General features: G+C 71.1%; 27 protein-coding genes. 26 read left to right on the top strand and 1 reads right to left on the bottom strand.

All coding sequences use genetic code 11. The annotated features are described in order from the left end of the window. Positions 1–52: 52 nt before the first annotated feature. From O4U47_RS14505 to O4U47_RS14460, 10 genes are all read left to right on the top strand, one after another. Entirely contained in the window at positions 53–307 is a 255-nt protein-coding gene (locus O4U47_RS14505) for a hypothetical protein (protein ID WP_270678380.1), read from the top strand. A gap of 47 nt (positions 308–354) precedes the next feature. Then, complete coding sequence (locus O4U47_RS14500; RefSeq protein WP_270678379.1) at positions 355–522, top strand: hypothetical protein; 168 nt, start codon at positions 355–357, stop codon at positions 520–522. A gap of 121 nt (positions 523–643) precedes the next feature. Next, complete coding sequence (locus O4U47_RS14495) at positions 644–901, top strand: hypothetical protein (protein WP_270678378.1); 258 nt, start codon at positions 644–646, stop codon at positions 899–901. Between the two features lie 22 nt (positions 902–923). Continuing rightward, entirely contained in the window at positions 924–1,205 is a 282-nt protein-coding gene (locus O4U47_RS14490) for a hypothetical protein (RefSeq protein ID WP_270678377.1), read from the top strand. Between the two features lie 105 nt (positions 1,206–1,310). Beyond that, positions 1,311–1,985, top strand: a complete 675-nt coding sequence (locus tag O4U47_RS14485) for a BRO-N domain-containing protein (protein WP_270678376.1) — start codon at positions 1,311–1,313, stop codon at positions 1,983–1,985. Between the two features lie 126 nt (positions 1,986–2,111). After that, positions 2,112–2,309, top strand: coding sequence for a hypothetical protein (locus tag O4U47_RS14480; protein WP_270678375.1), 198 nt, complete (start codon positions 2,112–2,114; stop codon positions 2,307–2,309). A gap of 152 nt (positions 2,310–2,461) precedes the next feature. After that, on the top strand, positions 2,462–3,112 hold the full coding sequence (locus O4U47_RS14475; RefSeq protein WP_270678374.1) for a hypothetical protein: 651 nt from the start codon (positions 2,462–2,464) through the stop codon (positions 3,110–3,112). Between the two features lie 44 nt (positions 3,113–3,156). Continuing rightward, a complete protein-coding gene (locus O4U47_RS14470) occupies positions 3,157–3,423 on the top strand; it encodes a hypothetical protein (RefSeq protein ID WP_270678373.1) in 267 nt (88 codons plus the stop codon). Between the two features lie 4 nt (positions 3,424–3,427). Next, a complete protein-coding gene (locus tag O4U47_RS14465) occupies positions 3,428–3,613 on the top strand; it encodes a hypothetical protein (protein ID WP_270678372.1) in 186 nt (61 codons plus the stop codon). Between the two features lie 159 nt (positions 3,614–3,772). After that, complete coding sequence (locus tag O4U47_RS14460) at positions 3,773–4,051, top strand: hypothetical protein (protein ID WP_270678371.1); 279 nt, start codon at positions 3,773–3,775, stop codon at positions 4,049–4,051. Positions 4,052–4,150: 99 nt separating this feature from the next. On the opposite strand, the gene O4U47_RS14455 is transcribed toward O4U47_RS14460, so the two are convergent. After that, positions 4,151–4,741 carry a PH domain-containing protein gene (locus O4U47_RS14455; protein ID WP_270678370.1) on the bottom strand — a complete coding sequence of 197 codons (591 nt, stop codon included), beginning with the start codon at positions 4,739–4,741 and terminating at the stop codon, positions 4,151–4,153. A gap of 119 nt (positions 4,742–4,860) precedes the next feature. On the opposite strand from O4U47_RS14455, the gene O4U47_RS14450 reads away from it, so the two are divergent. The 16 genes from O4U47_RS14450 to O4U47_RS14375 all read left to right on the top strand — a co-directional run bounded on the left by O4U47_RS14450 (position 4,861) and on the right by O4U47_RS14375 (position 15,007). Next, entirely contained in the window at positions 4,861–5,238 is a 378-nt protein-coding gene (locus O4U47_RS14450) for an HNH endonuclease signature motif containing protein (protein ID WP_270678369.1), read from the top strand. 165 nt (positions 5,239–5,403) lie between these two features. Continuing rightward, on the top strand, positions 5,404–5,889 hold the full coding sequence (locus O4U47_RS14445; protein WP_270678368.1) for a thioredoxin domain-containing protein: 486 nt from the start codon (positions 5,404–5,406) through the stop codon (positions 5,887–5,889). After that, a complete protein-coding gene (locus O4U47_RS14440; RefSeq protein ID WP_270678367.1) occupies positions 5,873–7,504 on the top strand; it encodes a hypothetical protein in 1,632 nt (543 codons plus the stop codon). Before O4U47_RS14445 ends, O4U47_RS14440 begins: the two co-directional genes overlap by 17 nt. A gap of 15 nt (positions 7,505–7,519) precedes the next feature. Further along, complete coding sequence (locus O4U47_RS14435) at positions 7,520–8,995, top strand: phage portal protein (protein WP_270678366.1); 1,476 nt, start codon at positions 7,520–7,522, stop codon at positions 8,993–8,995. A 2-nt stretch (positions 8,996–8,997) separates the two neighbouring features. Beyond that, positions 8,998–9,945: a VG15 protein gene (locus tag O4U47_RS14430; protein ID WP_270678365.1), complete on the top strand. Its 948-nt coding sequence runs from the start codon at positions 8,998–9,000 to the stop codon at positions 9,943–9,945. A gap of 52 nt (positions 9,946–9,997) precedes the next feature. Continuing rightward, positions 9,998–10,738, top strand: coding sequence for a hypothetical protein (locus tag O4U47_RS14425; protein WP_270678364.1), 741 nt, complete (start codon positions 9,998–10,000; stop codon positions 10,736–10,738). A 21-nt stretch (positions 10,739–10,759) separates the two neighbouring features. Then, positions 10,760–11,635, top strand: a complete 876-nt coding sequence (locus tag O4U47_RS14420; protein WP_270678363.1) for a N4-gp56 family major capsid protein — start codon at positions 10,760–10,762, stop codon at positions 11,633–11,635. A 12-nt stretch (positions 11,636–11,647) separates the two neighbouring features. Beyond that, positions 11,648–11,842, top strand: coding sequence for a hypothetical protein (locus O4U47_RS14415; protein ID WP_270678362.1), 195 nt, complete (start codon positions 11,648–11,650; stop codon positions 11,840–11,842). Positions 11,843–11,854: 12 nt separating this feature from the next. Further along, positions 11,855–12,448, top strand: coding sequence for a hypothetical protein (locus O4U47_RS14410; RefSeq protein WP_270678361.1), 594 nt, complete (start codon positions 11,855–11,857; stop codon positions 12,446–12,448). A 17-nt stretch (positions 12,449–12,465) separates the two neighbouring features. After that, positions 12,466–12,792 (top strand): head-tail adaptor protein, encoded by a 327-nt coding sequence (locus O4U47_RS14405; protein ID WP_270678360.1) that lies wholly within the window; start codon positions 12,466–12,468, stop codon positions 12,790–12,792. After that, positions 12,792–13,124, top strand: a complete 333-nt coding sequence (locus tag O4U47_RS14400; protein ID WP_270678359.1) for a hypothetical protein — start codon at positions 12,792–12,794, stop codon at positions 13,122–13,124. Before O4U47_RS14405 ends, O4U47_RS14400 begins: the two co-directional genes overlap by 1 nt. After that, on the top strand, positions 13,121–13,348 hold the full coding sequence (locus O4U47_RS14395; protein WP_270678358.1) for a hypothetical protein: 228 nt from the start codon (positions 13,121–13,123) through the stop codon (positions 13,346–13,348). The genes O4U47_RS14400 and O4U47_RS14395 overlap by 4 nt, the downstream gene beginning before the upstream one ends. Before the next feature lie 17 nt (positions 13,349–13,365). Next, the gene (locus O4U47_RS14390) at positions 13,366–13,725 is read left to right on the top strand and encodes an HK97-gp10 family putative phage morphogenesis protein (protein WP_270678357.1); all 360 of its coding nucleotides are present in this window, start codon (positions 13,366–13,368) and stop codon (positions 13,723–13,725) included. A gap of 10 nt (positions 13,726–13,735) precedes the next feature. Continuing rightward, positions 13,736–14,161, top strand: a complete 426-nt coding sequence (locus tag O4U47_RS14385; RefSeq protein WP_270678356.1) for a DUF3168 domain-containing protein — start codon at positions 13,736–13,738, stop codon at positions 14,159–14,161. 3 nt (positions 14,162–14,164) lie between these two features. Then, complete coding sequence (locus O4U47_RS14380; protein ID WP_270678355.1) at positions 14,165–14,584, top strand: phage tail tube protein; 420 nt, start codon at positions 14,165–14,167, stop codon at positions 14,582–14,584. A gap of 18 nt (positions 14,585–14,602) precedes the next feature. Then, positions 14,603–15,007: a hypothetical protein gene (locus O4U47_RS14375; protein WP_270678354.1), complete on the top strand. Its 405-nt coding sequence runs from the start codon at positions 14,603–14,605 to the stop codon at positions 15,005–15,007. Positions 15,008–15,021 lie beyond the last annotated feature (14 nt).

Raw genomic sequence — 15,021 nt, 5'->3', positions numbered from 1 at the left:
TGGACACCACGCCCGCCTGCTCCCCTCCAAGAAGGACTCGGGGGCCCGCCGCATGAACGCACCACCGCGGCCCCCTGCCGCCGATGCCCCCGGCAACCGGCAGCTCGCCGCCGCGCTCCGGCAACGCGCCGCCGACCACCCCGGCGGAAGCCTCGACCGCAAGGCCCTGCTCGTGGCCGCGGTCGTACTCGCCGAGACCCGAACCCAGACAGCCGCCCGCCGACTCCTGGCCCGCGAACACGTCCCTGAGGACGTGCGCCCCCGCGCCGAACAGGTCCTCGACCACCTCACCGACACCACCCGCTGAAGCAGGCCCCCACCGTCCCGAGACGCACCACAGGAAGGGATCGACCGATGAACGCCACCACCGCACCGAGGACGACCTGCCGCGTGCTCACCGCCCGTGGCAAACGCTGCACCGGCGAGGCCCTCGACCCCGACCCCAAGGCCATCCAGATCTGCCAGCGCCACGCCGCCGAGGTCATGCGGCTGGTCACCGACCGGAAGCGGGCCCCGCGATGAACCTCCCGCACGCCCCGGCCAAGGCCAGCGGCTCTTGCAATCCCCGGCCGCCCTCCCCCGCCGGTGCCGTGACCGACACCTTGTCGGTCGCCCCCGCCCCCTGCCCTACCGGAGGTGCCCCATGACCGGCGAACCGCTCTACACCCTGGTCAACGGCGAACCGATGCTCTCCCACCGAGCCGTCGCGCTCCTGACAGGCCTTCCCACCGACGTCGTGAAGGCCGAATGGGACCGCCAGGCCGCCACCGCAACCATGACCTGGCCCCGCGAGTGGGCGAAGCGCGGAACCCGGATCCGCAAGGAGGTCTCGGCCGCCCTCGGCTACGAGCCCTCCATGAAGGAGGCCATCGACTACCTCGCCGCCAAGGCCGACCGCTGACCCGAAACGGAAGGACACCGGCATGGACCAGAACGCCATCACCGACCGGCTCGACCACATCCGCACGACCTTCGAGCGCAACGTCGCCGACCTCGCCAGCGCCACCGGCCCCGCGACGCCGGAAGCCTTCGTCTTCCCCGACGAGATCCTCTCGGCGGCGACCGCCGGCCGCTGCTCCGAATGCGGCGAGGGCCACGGCATCCACCTCGCGCTCCGCGGCGGCCGCATCGAGTGGGCCGCCGTCCAGGCCCACCACGAGGGGTGCCCCACCCGCCGCGTCCCGCCCGACTCGGCGCAGCAGTGATCCAGGCGCCCCACAAGGAGGGCGGGTACACAGGCGTACCCGCCCTCCCCCACCCGGCTTGTCCTCACCGCCCCCGCACCGTTCCGAACCGAGAAGGAGACCGAGATGACCGTCGAGCTGACCGCCCTGGAGCACCCCGAGTTCGGCGCCATCCGCCACGTCCTCATCGACGGCGCCCCCTGGTTCGTCCTCGCCGACGTGTGCCGAGCTCTGGAGATCGGTAACACCAGCGACGCCGCGCGATCACTGGACGAAGACGAAAAGCAGCAGGTCAACGGCAACGTCGACACTATCGATGTTGCTCCTGGCGGACGTCACCCGTGGGTCGTCAACGAGTCCGGCCTCTACTCGCTGATCCTGCGCAGCCGCAAGCCCGAGGCCAAACGCTTCAAGAAGTGGGTGACCTCCGAAGTCCTCCCCGCCATCCGCCGCACCGGCGCGTACACCCGGTCCAAGTCCACGCTCGAACTCCTCCGCGACCAGGTCGACGTCGCCATCGCGCACGAGCAGCGCATGAACGAGCTGGAGACCCGACAGAACACCGTCGAAGCCCGCGTGGACGCCCTGGAGGAGGGCCATGGGTGGACGAGCGCGCTCGGCTACGCCAAGCGGAACGGGCACAGCACCGAAGCCGCCTACCTGCGCCGCGTGGGTATCTGCGCGTCCGCGCTCCTGCGCAGCCGCGGGCAGGAGCCGATCAAGGTGCACTCCGCCGTATACGGCGAGATCAACACCTACCCCGACGAGGTGCTCCGCGAAGCGTTCATCCAGGTGCGCTGATGGCCGGTCTTCGGTTGCCCCTGACCCTCCGTCCGGTAGGCGCGGTGGGAATGCCGGATGCCCCGTCACCGCTCGCCGCCTTCGGGAGGCATTACGTGGGTGACAGGGCCCCGATGAGAGGACGCCATGGCCAACCGGTACCGCTACCTCCGCCCCAGCCGTCCCCGCGCCTGCCGGACCAAGCGACGGTTCCCGACGCAGCAGGCTGCGGCGGCCCGCCTCGCCGAGATCGCTGCCGCCCCGCGCACCCGCGTCATCCCGCACCGCGCCTACCCCTGCGAATGGTGCTCAGGGTGGCACCTGAGCAGCAAGGAGGCCGCATGACCAAGCCCTTCTCGGCCACCAGGGCCAGCGGTCCGGGCCAGCGGCCGCCAGCCGCACCCCGGCGATGACAGCGGGGGCCAGGCCGTGCCCCGCCGGGCCCCGCAACCATCCACACCGCCAGGAATCACCGACCACAAGCCCGGGGGGACACAATGCAGACCGAGCTCACCGCCACCGCCGGCCTCCTGGCCGTTCTCGACCGGCGCCTGATCGCCCTGCGCGCCGCCCTGCACACCGGCGACCGCGCCCAACGCCCCGCCCAGGCGCCCACCTCGGTCCAGCTCGCCGCCCGCGGCGCTCTCGCCGCCGCCGAACGCTGGGACGCCCAGGCCATGGCCGCCCGCGGCCTCGCACCCATCGGAGCCGGGAAGGCTCCGCTCGACCTGGCCCTGCTCGACACCCACCGGGACATCCTCCTCGACCTGGCAGCCCTCGAACGCGCGATCGCCGACCGGGTCGCCCCCACCCTCGCCCCGCCCTCCCGCGAGCGGCTCACACGCCGGATCGCAGACCTGCTGCCCCTCGCTTCCCTCCTCAGCGACCTGGAAGACCACGTGCACTCCGAACTCCGCCGGCTCACCTGGAGGGCCAGCGCCGCCCTGGGCGACACCACTCCGCTCGTCCGCATCACCGCCATGCGGTGCCCCGTCTGCTCCGCGCTGTCCCTGCGCCTGGACACTGAGCGGGACCTCATCACGTGCTTCAACGCTGCGTGCCGGTGCGGCGAGAACCTGTGCCGCTGTGCCGACGGGCGCCGTCACGCATGGCGCCCGAGCGACCTGATCGGCCAGGAGGCGGTGTGATGAAGAAATCAGCAGGTCAGCATCATGTGGAGGTCGACCTCCACATGATTCGGGAGGTAGAGGCCGCGGCAGACGGCGACCATGTCGACCCCGAGGTGCACAAGGTCGAAGGGGACGTGGCGGTCACCGCCGCCGAGGCCGCCGCCCAGGTCGGCGTCACCCGCGCCACGATCGACACCTGGGTACACCGAGGCCACCTCGCCCCCATCCCCGGCGCCCGCCGGCCGAAGAGGTACTGGCTGTCGGACGTGTTCGCCACCGAGGCCGCCCGCCGAATCCACCCCGCCCGCCGGGCCAGCCGAGGAGAATGACCCCATGGAGTTCATCTACGGCGGGGCCGCCCTTACTCTCCTCATCTGGGTCTACGTCGACTGGCTCGACCACGAGCAGCGCCAGGCGCCCGGCGACCGGAGCATCCCCGCCCGGTTGCTCATCGCGACCTGGGAGGCCGTGCGCCGCCCCCTCGACCGCGCCCTCGCCAAGGCGGTCCGTCCCCGCTAGCCGTTGCGGGCTAGGAGGCGCGTGATGATAAAGTGGTGAAAGATCAAAGGCCACAGCGGAGCTATGTCCATATGCGGAAGCCCCGGTTGAGCGACACGCTCCTAGGATCGGTGCGTGTCGAACCCCCATGCAGGGCGTGGCGGCGCTCACTATTAGGCCATGAACCTTATCGAAGGCGAGACAAGCGACCCGCACAAGATCTCGAACCTCAGTAAGTTGCTCGACGAAGGCGAGACCGCTACAGGAAGGTACGCGGTTGCTCCGGAGTCAACAGAACAAGATCGCCAGCAACTCGAGGACTGGTGCGCGGAGCGTGAAGAAAACGTCCGGGCAGTACATCTGAGCGGCCAGGACGAATCTGGCTCACTGGCGTCTTTGGTCGAACGACACCATGTCATCTCGGGCAACACTGTCGGACTCGCGATCTGGTGGAACTAGGAGGCCCCGGTCGAGCGATCACACGCTCCCGGGGCCTTCTGCGTGCCCGCCCCCGGCCAACGGCTGGGGGTCCAACGCCGGGGGCGGGCACGCGCCCAACTACAGCCGCTGGGCGATGAACGCGAACTCGTCGGGCGTCACGACGCCCCGGTCTCGCAGCGCGCGCACCAGCTCGAACGACGGCACGGCCCCGAGCGGGTCCTGAGCGGGGACCGCCGCCTGCTGGAACGACGGCGGCACCGGAGGAACCTGAGGCGCCGGCGGTTGGGGGGCCGGAGACGGTGCCGGCGGCGCGGCGGGCTGCGGCGCTCCGGCGAGGACGTTGTTCAGAGCGTCCACCATCGCCTTGCCGTCGGGCTTGGGGACCTGGGTGATCTCGGCCTTGTTGCCCGAGGCGAACACGATGATCTTGCCCATCATCATGCCGCCCGACCACTGCACCGACGAGACCTTCTCGAACGGGAACGACTCGACCGTCTGCGACGTCCACCCGTCCTTCAAGAACAGCATCCGCCGATCGGTCAGCACCACCAAGCCGACCCCGCCGCCGTAGGCCCCGCTCACCAGGTGCGTCACCTGCTCGCCGTGCCACAGGTACTCGACCAGCTTGCGCATCTCCCGATTCGCGCCGATCCGGCTGCTCATCCGGTCCTTCGCGGCCTGGATATCCGGGCGCAGCTCCTCGGCCATGCGTCCTCCAAAGGGGGATTCGTGGGGATTCGCCCAAACGGTAAACGTCCCATCAGCCCCACCGGGCCGACTGGCCACGACAGGCCACGCCGTCAACCTTCCAAGCACGAGCGCGTCCCATGAGCACACGCCGCAGAGCCCTACAAACCTGCCCCACACCGGGCTGCCCGAACCTCACCCCAGGGGGCCGGTGCGGGGGGTGCCAGCAGACCGCCCGCCGGGAGCGCACCCCCCGCACCCGGGCCTATGCCACCCCCCAGTGGAGGCGCACCCGTAGGGCCTACCTGGAGGCGCACCCCTACTGCGAGTGCGACGAGCACGCAGCCCAGCCCGCGCTCGTGCGGCCCTTGGCCGAGCACGTCCACCACCGCGACGGCCTCGGCCCGTCCGGTCCGCGCGGCCACGACTGGGACAACCTCCAGGCGCTCACACGTGCCTGCCACAGCAGGATCACTGCTGTTGAGCAGCCCGGCGGATGGAACGACAGAGACCCCTGACCAGGGCGAACAAAAAAACTGGTGGGGGATGACCCCCTGGGAGGGGGTTCTCCTGGGGCGCCGGGGAGGGCGCTGAAAAGTCCGTCATGTTCATAGGGTCACCGCCGTCACGCAACGTGGCGGCCGATCGTGCCGCGCAACGCGGCGGCGAGGAGTTGATGACCGATGCCCCGAGGAGGCGCCCGCGTCACGTCCGGCCCGCCGCCGGATCCCAACGCGCTCCGCCGCACCCGCCCCGGCGACTCCGCCGGATGGAAGACGCTCCCGCCGAGCCGCACCGGCGCGCCGCCGGCGTGGCCGCTGACCGATGTGCAGCCGCGCGAGTGGGACCTGTGGCGGGACCTGTGGTCGCGCCCGCAGGCGGTGATGTGGGAGGAGATGGGCCAGACCTACGAGGTGGCGCTGCTGGTGCGCAACCTCGGCGAGGCCGAGCAGCCCGGCGCCCGGGCCGACGTGCAGAAGGTCGTGCGCCAGTACATGGACTCGCTCGGGCTGACGGTGCAGGGGATGCTCCGCAACCGGTGGAAGGTCGCCGACGCCCCTGACGAGCAGCCCGCGGGCGAGGAGGCGCCGGCCCCGACGGGGGCGAAGCCTCAGCGGCGTTCCGCGCGCGACCGGTTGAAGGTCGTGACCGATGGCGAAGGCGCCTAACCCGGCGGCCGAGTTCGTTGTCGACTTCCCCACCCTGTGGATCGTCCCCGACTGGATCGAGCGGCACTGCCCGGTGCCGGACGGGTTCCGCGCGGGCGAGACCATGGAGCTCTACCCGTGGCAGCTGTGGTGCACGGTCAACCACTACCGGGTGAAGCCGGAGGCCAAGCCGGGCCAGCTCGCGACCGCGTTCGCCTACCGGCGCTCCCAGGTGGTCGCGCCGCAGAAGACCGGCAAGGGCCCGTGGAGCGCCACCTTGATCCTCGCCGAGGCGGTCGGGCCGGTCGTGTTCGCCGACTGGGCGGGCGGCGGCGAAGTGTACCGGTGCGCCGCCCACGGGTGCGGGTGCGGTTGGTGGTACGAGTACCGGCCGGGCGAGCCGATGGGGCGGCCGTGGCCGACGCCGCTGATCCAGCTCACCGCGACGTCGGAGGACCAGACCGACAACGTGTACCGGCCGCTGCGGTCGATGATCCGTCAGGGCCCGCTCGCCGAGGTGCTGCCGAAGGCCGGCGAGGAGTTCATCCGGTTGCCCGGCGGCGGCCGGATCGACGTTGTCACGTCCTCGGCGACGTCCCGCCTGGGGCAGCCGATCACGATGGCGCTGCAGGACGAGACGGGGATCTGGACTCCGACGAACAAGATGACGAAGACGGCCGATACGCAGCGTCGCGGTCTGGCGGGCATGGGCGGTCGGGCGATCGAGACGACGAACTCGTGGGACCCCTCAGAGGACAGCGTGGCGCAGCGCACCGCGCAGTCTCGGCGGCCGGACATCTTCCGGTACCACCCGCAGGCGCCCAAGGGGCTCTCGTACACGGACAAGCGGCAGCGGCGGCGGATCCACCGCTACGTCTACGCGGGAAGCTCGCACGTCGACCTCGACGGGATCGAGGCCGAGGCCGCCGAGCTGCTGGAGCGCGATCCGGCCCAGGCCGAGCGGTTCTTCGGCAACCGGGTCGTCTCTGGCACCGCGAGTTGGTTGGACGGGGCCGCGTGGGAGAAGCGGGCGGCGCCCCGCGCGGTGCGGCCGCACTCCCGGGTCGTGCTCGGGTTCGACGGCTCCGACATTGACGACCACACGGCCATCCGCGCCGAGACCCTCGACGGGTACCAGTTCACGCCGGTCTACGGGCCGGACCGCAAGCCGACGGTCTGGAACCCGGCCGACTACCCGGACGGGCAGGTGCCGCGGCTGGAGGTCGCTGCGGCGATGGATGAGCTGATGCGCCGCTTTGACGTGGTGCGGCTGTACGCCGACCCGCCGTACTGGGAGTCGGAGGTCGATGCGTGGGTCGACGCCTACGGCGACCGTCGGGTCATCCGGTGGCAGACCCGCCGTGTGGTGCAGATGCACGCCGCGGCCGAGCGGCTGCGCACCGACGTGCTGAAGAAGGACACGACCTGGTCGCACGACGGCTGCCCGCTGACCGCCGACCATGTTGCGAACACCAGGACCGCGGCGCGTCCGGGCGACCGGTACGTGCTCCGCAAGGCCAGCGACGCCCAGAAGATCGACGCCGCCGTGACGTCCGTGCTGGCGCACGAGGCCGCCGGCGACGTCATCGCCGCCGGGGCCGCGCGCAAGCGCCGCACCTACGTCTACACCGCGTGAAGAAGGGGGTGGGCTGTGGCCTCGGTGGAGGAGGCGCGCCGACTCGTCGACGTGCTGGAGTCCGAGCTGGCGACCCGATGGGGCGAGGTCGACCAGCACACCCGCTACTACAAGGGCGAGCAGCCGCTGAAGTTCGCCTCCGAGGAGTTCCGCAAGTACCACGGCGACCGCTACCGGGGGTTCTCCGACAACTGGGTGCAGGTCGTGGCCGACTCCCCGGTCGAGCGGCTGACGGTGAACGGCGTCAAGCCGGCCGGGACCGAGCGGGCCGATGCGGAGCTGTGGCGGGTGTGGCAGGCCAACGGCCTCGACGCCGACAGCCAGCTCGGGTTTCAGGGGTCGGTGATCGCCGCCCGTTCCTACGTGCTGGTGTGGGGCAACCCGTCCGACCCCGAGACCCCGGCAGTGACCTTCGAGGACGCCACATCCTGTGTGGTGGCCTACGAGCCGGGCAGCCGCCGGCGGCGCCGCGCCGCGCTGCGGCGGTGGCAGGACGGCTACACCGACATGGCCGTGCTGTACCTGCCCGACGAGGTGTGGAAGTTCGAGCGGGCGCTGCCGCGCCAGGACAAGTCGGCGAACATGACGCAGGCCGACGAGGAGATCGCCTCGTGGGAGCCGCGGGACATGGGGGACGAGCCCAACCCGCAGCGCAACCCGCTGGGAGTCGTGCCGGTCGTGGAGCTGCCGAACCGGCCGCTGCTGGCCGACGACCCGATCTCGGACGTGCGCGGTGTCGTGGCCATGCAGGACGCGGTCAACCTGCTGTGGGCGCAGCTGTTCACCGCCTCGGACTACGCCTCGTTCCCGCAGCGGATCGTGCTCGGCGCGGAGCGGCCCACCATCCCCATCCTCGACCAGAACGGCAACGTCACCGGCGAGCGGCCCGTGGACCTGGAGAAGTTCGCGGTCGACCGCATCCTGTGGATCGACGGCGACGAGTCGACCCGGACCACGGAGTGGTCGGCGGCGAACCTGGAGGCCTACACCTCGGTGATCGAGGTCGCAGTCGGGCACATCGCCGCCCAGACCCGCACCCCGCAGCACTACCTCATCGGAAAGATGGCCAACCTGTCCGGGGACGCGCTGATCGCCGCCGAGACCGGGCTGGTCAAGCGGGTCGAGGAGAAGCAGCTCTGGTACGGCCAGGCGCTGCGGGAGATGTTCCGGCTGGTCGCTCTGGCCATGAACGACGACGACCGGGCTCGGGCGGTGGCCGGGGGGTCGGTGCTGTGGGCTGATGCCCAGTCCCGGTCCCAGGCCCAGGTCGCCGACGCCTTGCAGAAGTTGAAGGCGATCGGGTTCCCGTTCGAGTGGCTCGCGTCCCGGTACGGGCTGATGCCGACCGAGGTCGCCGATGTGGTCGCGATGAAGGAACGCGAGCAGCTCGCCGACCCGATCGGCGCGATCGCTGCGGAGGTGAACCGGGCGGCCCCGGCCGACGAGGACGAGCCGCCTGAAGAGGGTGCGCCCGGGGGCGGTCCGGAGTGAGTGTGCCCGCGGTCGCCCGCGCCCACCAGACCGAACAGGAGCGGTTGAGCACGCAGGCCGGTCGCGGGGTCCGGGAGGTGTGGTCCGAGGTCGACCCCGATGACCTGACCGGTTCGTGGGCGGGACTGTTACCGCGGCTGGTTCGGCTCGTGGTGGCGACTCAGGCAGCGGCGGCGGCTCTGTCCCGGTCCTACCTGGCGGAGTTGCTGGGGGAGGCTGCACCGCCGGTCGCCGAGGTGGTGCCCGGGGCGCTGTCGGGGACCGCGTCGGACGGCCGGGACCTGGCGACGCTGCTGGCTCAGCCCATGATCACCGTGCTCTCCCGGATCGACCGGGGCGAGTCGCCCTCACGGGCGCTGGCCGCCGGCCTGTTGCAGTTGGAGACGATCACCCGCACCCAGGTGTCCGACACCGCGCGGGCGGCGGATCACGTCGGCATGGCCGCGCGGCCGTCCTGCGTGGCCTACACCCGGGTGGTGGAGCTGCCCGCGTGCGCGCGGTGCATCATCCTCGCCGGGCGCACCTACCCGTGGAGCACGGGGTTCCAGCGGCATCCGCAGTGCGACTGCGGCATGGTGCCCATGCGCCCCGGCGAGACCCGGCCCGGTATCAACGCGCGCGAGCTGTTCGAGGACATGAGCCCGGCCGAGCAGGCGCGCCGGTTCGGTCCCGGCGGCGCCGAGGCGATCCGCGAGGGCGCCGATCTGGCCCAGGTGGTCAACGCGCGGCGCGGGATGCAGTCGGCGGCCGCGCGGAACCGCGGCCGGTACACCACCGAGGGCACCACCCCCCGCGGCATCGCCGGGCGCCGCCTGGGCGACCTGACCTCCGGGGCGGGCCGGTACCGCCGATCGTCCCGGCCGCGGCTGATGCCCGAGGTCATCATGCGCGAGGCCCGAACCCGGGACGAGGCGATCGAGCTGCTGCGCGAACACGGCTACCTGTCCTGACCCACTCGTCCGCGCGCAACGCGCGACCACCCACCCGCAATGGGAGACCACCATGCACAACACCCCGTCCGAGCTCCCTGTCCACCCGGTCACCGGCCTGCCCGCACTGGGCATCGTCGGCGGCCGCCCCGTCTGGCCCGTACTCGGCGGCGCCCCCAACGAGGAGGGCGACGGCAACGACGAGCAGGACGCCTCCGACGACCAGGGCCCCGACGACGACCAGGGTGGCGACGACGAGGACGAGAGCGACCCGGAAGGCGCCGAGGCACTGGGCGATGCCGGGAAGCGGGCCCTCGACGCCACCAAGCAGAAGTGGAAGAGCGAACGGCAGAAACGACGCGAAGCCGAAGCCGAACTGGAGAAGCTCCGCAACGGGACCCAGGGCGGCGACGGCGACGACGCCGAGGCGGTGCGGCGCGAAGCCGAGCGGGCCGCCACCGCCAAGGCCAACAAGCGCGTCGTGCGCTCGGAAGTGCGCGCGGCCGCGGCCGGCAAGCTCGCCGACCCCGCCGACGCTCTGGCCCACCTCGACACCGACGCCTTCGAAGTCGGTGAGGACGGCGAGGTCGACGGCGAGGAGATCGCCGAGGCGATCGACGACCTGTTGAAGCGGAAGCCCTACCTGGCCGCGCAAGGCCGCCGGTTCCAGGGCACAGCCGAGGGCGGCGCCCGCAAGGGCAAGAGCCGCCCCACCCAGCTCACCCGCGACGACCTGAAGCGGATGAGCGACGAGCAGATCGTCAAGGCCAAGGCCGAAGGCCGCCTCGACGACGCGCTCGGCATCAAGCGGTAACCCTGAGAACGGAGAAGAACCATGGCAGTGGACACCTTCATCCCGGAGGTGTGGAACGCCGAGCTGCTCGTGTCGCTGAAGAAGCGCTACGTCTTCGGGCAGGCCGGCGTGATCAACCGCGACTACGAGGGCGACATCTCGCAGTTCGGCGACACGGTGCACATCGGCACCCTGGCCGCGCCCACGATCGCGACCTACACCAAGAACTCCACGACCATCAACCCCGAGACCCTGACCACCACGGATCAGACGCTGCTGATCGACCAGGCGAAATACTTCGCGTTCGAGGTCGACGATGTGGACGCGCGGCAGGCGCGCGACGGCGGTCAGCTGCTGTCGAAGGCGGCGATGGAAGCGGCCGACGGGCTGCGCGACACCGCCGACCAGTTCGTCGCCGGGCTGATGACCACAGGCGCGGGCAATGTGCTCAGCGCCGGTTCGGCCACCACCGCGGACGAGGCGTACATGATCGTGCTGGGGCTGCGGCTGGCCCTGGACAAGGCGCGAGTGCCTTCGGAGAGCCGGTTCCTGATCGTCTCCCCGGACTTCTACGCGCTGATCCTGCAGGACCCGCGGTTCATCGACGCCTCCCGGTACGGCTCCACCGCGCCGATCCGCAACGGTGAGGTCGGCACCATCCTCGGGTTCTCGGTGATGGTGTCGCTGAACCTGCCCGAGGGCACGGCAGGCACCGCCCCGGCGGTGTCGAACTTCGTGGTGGCCGGCCACGGCATCGCCACGACCTTCGCCGACCAGATCAACAAGACCGAGGCCTACCGCCCCGAGTCCAGCTTCTCCGACGCGATCAAGGGGCTGCACCTGTACGGGTCGCGGGTCGTGCGCCCGGAGGCGCTGGCGGTCATGGACGTCGACGTCACCACCGGCACGCCTACCTAAGGAGGTCTGATCATGGCCAAGCCGATGATCGACGTGAAGGTCGTCAACAACTCCGGCAAGACCGTGGGGCTGCGGCTGGAGGAGAACGGCGAACGGCACGAGTACCTGAAGGTCCAGCAGCGGCGGGGCGACATCAAGAGCGTCACCAAGCTGCACGAGCCCAAGCCGAAGCCGAAGAGCGCCGGGGCTTCCGGCGGCGACCAGTAGCGGGAGGCCACCGTGCTTGCATCGTTGGCGACGGTGGCCGACTGCGAGACCCGCGGCCTGACCGTCACCGCCGAGGAGGCCCCGCTGCTGGAGGTCTACCTGGCCTCGGCCTCGGCCGCGGTGCGCGAGGCCGCCGGGGCGCCGATCAGCCAGACCACCTCCACCATCACCCTGGAGGGCCGCACGGGCGCGTGGCTGCGCCTGCCCGCCCCGCCCGTGGTGGCCGTGTCTCAGGTGCTCCTCGACGGCGAGGAGGTCACCGACTACCGGGTGCGCACCACGGACCTGTGGCGCCGGACCGGGTGGCAGACGGTGTGCGAGGAGCCCTCGCAGGTGGAGGTCACCTACACGCACGGCCTGGACCCGGTTCCGGCCGACATCGTGGACCTGGTGTGCCGCATCGCCGCGCAGACCCTGGTCGCCTACCGCTCTGGCCTCGGCGGCGAGGGCTTGGCGGCCCGGGACGTGCGGTCCGAGCGGATCGGCGACTACTCGGTGACCTACGGCGACGACGGCGGCGTGACCGAGCTGGAGCTGTCCGACCGGCTTCGCCGCCGCCTGGCCGCCCGATTCGGCGGCGGTGCCGTGGTGGTGGGGTCGCGGTGAGGCGCGGCATCGGGCACATGCTGAACCGGCCCCTCGCCCACCGCCGGCGCGTGGACACCCCCACCGAGTCCGGGGGGCACACGTCGGTGTGGGTGGAGCTCGGCGCCGTGCGGTGCCGGGTCTCCCAACCCAGCGCCGCGGAGCGGGTGGCCGCCCGGCAGCAGGGCGCCAAGCACACCCAGCCGGTCTACGTCTCCCCGTCGGCGGACGTGCGCCGGGGCGACGAACTGCGCGATGCGGCCACCGGCGAGGCGTGGCGGGTGACCGCCGTGATCTACCCGTCCGAGCGGGTCTACCTCCGCGCGGACTGCGAACTCATCCAGGCAGAAGGAGATGAGACCTGATGGCAACCTTGTCTGTGCAGGAGGCGCCGGTGTCGGGGCTGGCCGCTGTCGTGTGGACCGCGGCGGCCGCCGGCGGGGACGAGGCGCCCACCGGGCGGGACCTGGTGCTGCTCGTCAACAACACCGACACCGCTTCCCACACCCTGACCGTGGTCACCCCGGGGACGGTCGACGGGATCGGGCTGGAAGACGTGACTGTCGGGGTAGCCGCCGGGGACGTGGCGGTGGTGCCGCTGAGGGAGGTGTACCGCGACTCCTCGACCCGGCGGGCGGCGCTGTCCCTGGACGCCGAGACCGGGGTCGAGTACGCGCTGGTGAGGCTGCCGTGGTGAGCCCCGCGGCCGAAGATCCCGCGCTGGCACGCGCACAGCAGACCCACGACGACGCGATCTGCGCACTGAAGGCGGTGCCGATCGGTGAGGTGCCGGCCGAAGTACTGACGGCCCATGCGGCCAAGGCCGCGGCTCTGGCCCAGCTGTCCATCGCGAACGCGGTGATGGAGCTGGTCTCGGAGACCCGGGAGATCCGCAAGGAGCTGCGAAGGGGGCGGCGCTGATGGGGCGGGGTGTGTCCGTGCACGGGCTGAAGGCCCTGGAGAAGAAGCTGAAGGAGCTGCCCGACGAGATCCACGCGGGCGCAAAGGAGGCCACCACCGAGTCGGTGGAGGCGGTCTACAAGGACATGCGCGAGAACGTGCCCCGGAACTCGGGGATGCTGCGCGGGGCGATCGGCAAACGCGTCTCGGGCGCGCTGCGGGGCAGGGTCGGGATCTTCGGGCGCAAGCGCGCGTGGTGGGGCGCCCTGGTGGAGTTCGGCACGTCCAAGACGCCGGCGCAGCCCTTCGCCCAGCCAGCCGCCGAGGCCGAGAAGCCGCGCTACCCGGAACGGCTCACGCGCCACATCGGCAAGCACTTGGACAACCTCACCGAATAGGGGGTGGCCCGTGGCGCTCGTGGCCCGCCGGCCCGCACGCGGAATCCAAACCGCCCTGTTCCAACGCCTCTCCGGCGACAGCGCCCTCGCCGGGCTGGGCGCGCAGGTGCGCGACCACGTCGACGAGCAGCTGCCGCACCCCTACGTCAGCATCGGCGAGATCTCGACTGAGGCCCCCAACAACGCCCACGACATGCTCGGCCGCGACACCACGATCTATGTGCACGCGTGGTCCACGCAGCGGTCCTGGGACGAGGCCAACGACATCGCCGACCGCATCGTGCAGCTGGTCGACCACCAGCCCATGACCGTGCCCGGCCACCGTGTCGTTGCGGTGCGGTTCGAGTTCGGCCAGAACGTGCCCGACGAAGACGACCGGATCCGGCACGTCGCGATGCGGTTCCGCATCACCACCGAGACAGAACAGGAGGCCTGACCTATGGCCGGCAACGACGGGTTCGGGGTGGTCCTCGAACGCGAGACCACACCCGGCGGCGGCACCTACGAGCCGATCAAGAGCATTACCAGCCTCAGTGGCCCCTCGATCGAGCGCGAGCAGATCGACGTGACCGCGCACGACTCCCCCGACCAGTGGGAGGAGTTCGTGTTCGGCATCAAGCGCAGCGGTGAGGTCGAGATCGAGGTCAACTACGACCCGCCCGAGCACGACGCGCTCCTGGACGACCTGGGCTCGTCCAAGCCCAGGGGGTACCGGATCGTCTGGCCCGACGACGCCGCCACCGTGTGGTCCTTCAAGGCCGGGCTCGTGGGCTACGAGCCCGCGGCTCCGCACGACGACAAGCTCGAAATGACCGCCACCTTCAAGGTGTCCGGCCCGCCGACCTTCGGCACCGCCTGAGAATAGAGAGGACCCCTCGTGGAATCACTGAAGGAAGCCATCCTCGCTGCTGAGGACACCAAGCAGGAGGACATCGACATCCCCGAGTGGGGCGGCATCACCGTGCGGGTCAAGGGCCTGTCGGACGCGCAGATCGGCGCCTACCAGGCCGGTACGACCGCGATGCGGATGAAGTCCCAGCGCGGCGGCGACGTCGAGCTGGAGATGCGCTCCCAGCGCGCCAAGCTCGTCGTCCAGGCGCTGTTCGACCCGGACACCGATCGTCGGATCTTCGAGGACTCCGACGCCCCCATGCTTGCGCAGAAGAACGCCGGGGTGGTTAACGGCCTGTTCGTCCTCGTCCAGTCGCTTTCGGGGATGGACCGCACCTTCGATCAGCAGGTCAAGGACGCGGAGGGAAACTCCAGCGGCGACCAGAGCTGAGGCTGCTCTACCGC

This window comes from Nocardiopsis suaedae, assembly GCF_027706745.1.
Classification (GTDB): Bacteria; Actinomycetota; Actinomycetes; order Streptosporangiales; family Streptosporangiaceae; genus Nocardiopsis_A; species Nocardiopsis_A suaedae.
The sequence above is the reverse complement of the archived record's forward strand: the minus strand, read 5'-3'. Positions and strand labels throughout refer to the sequence as shown.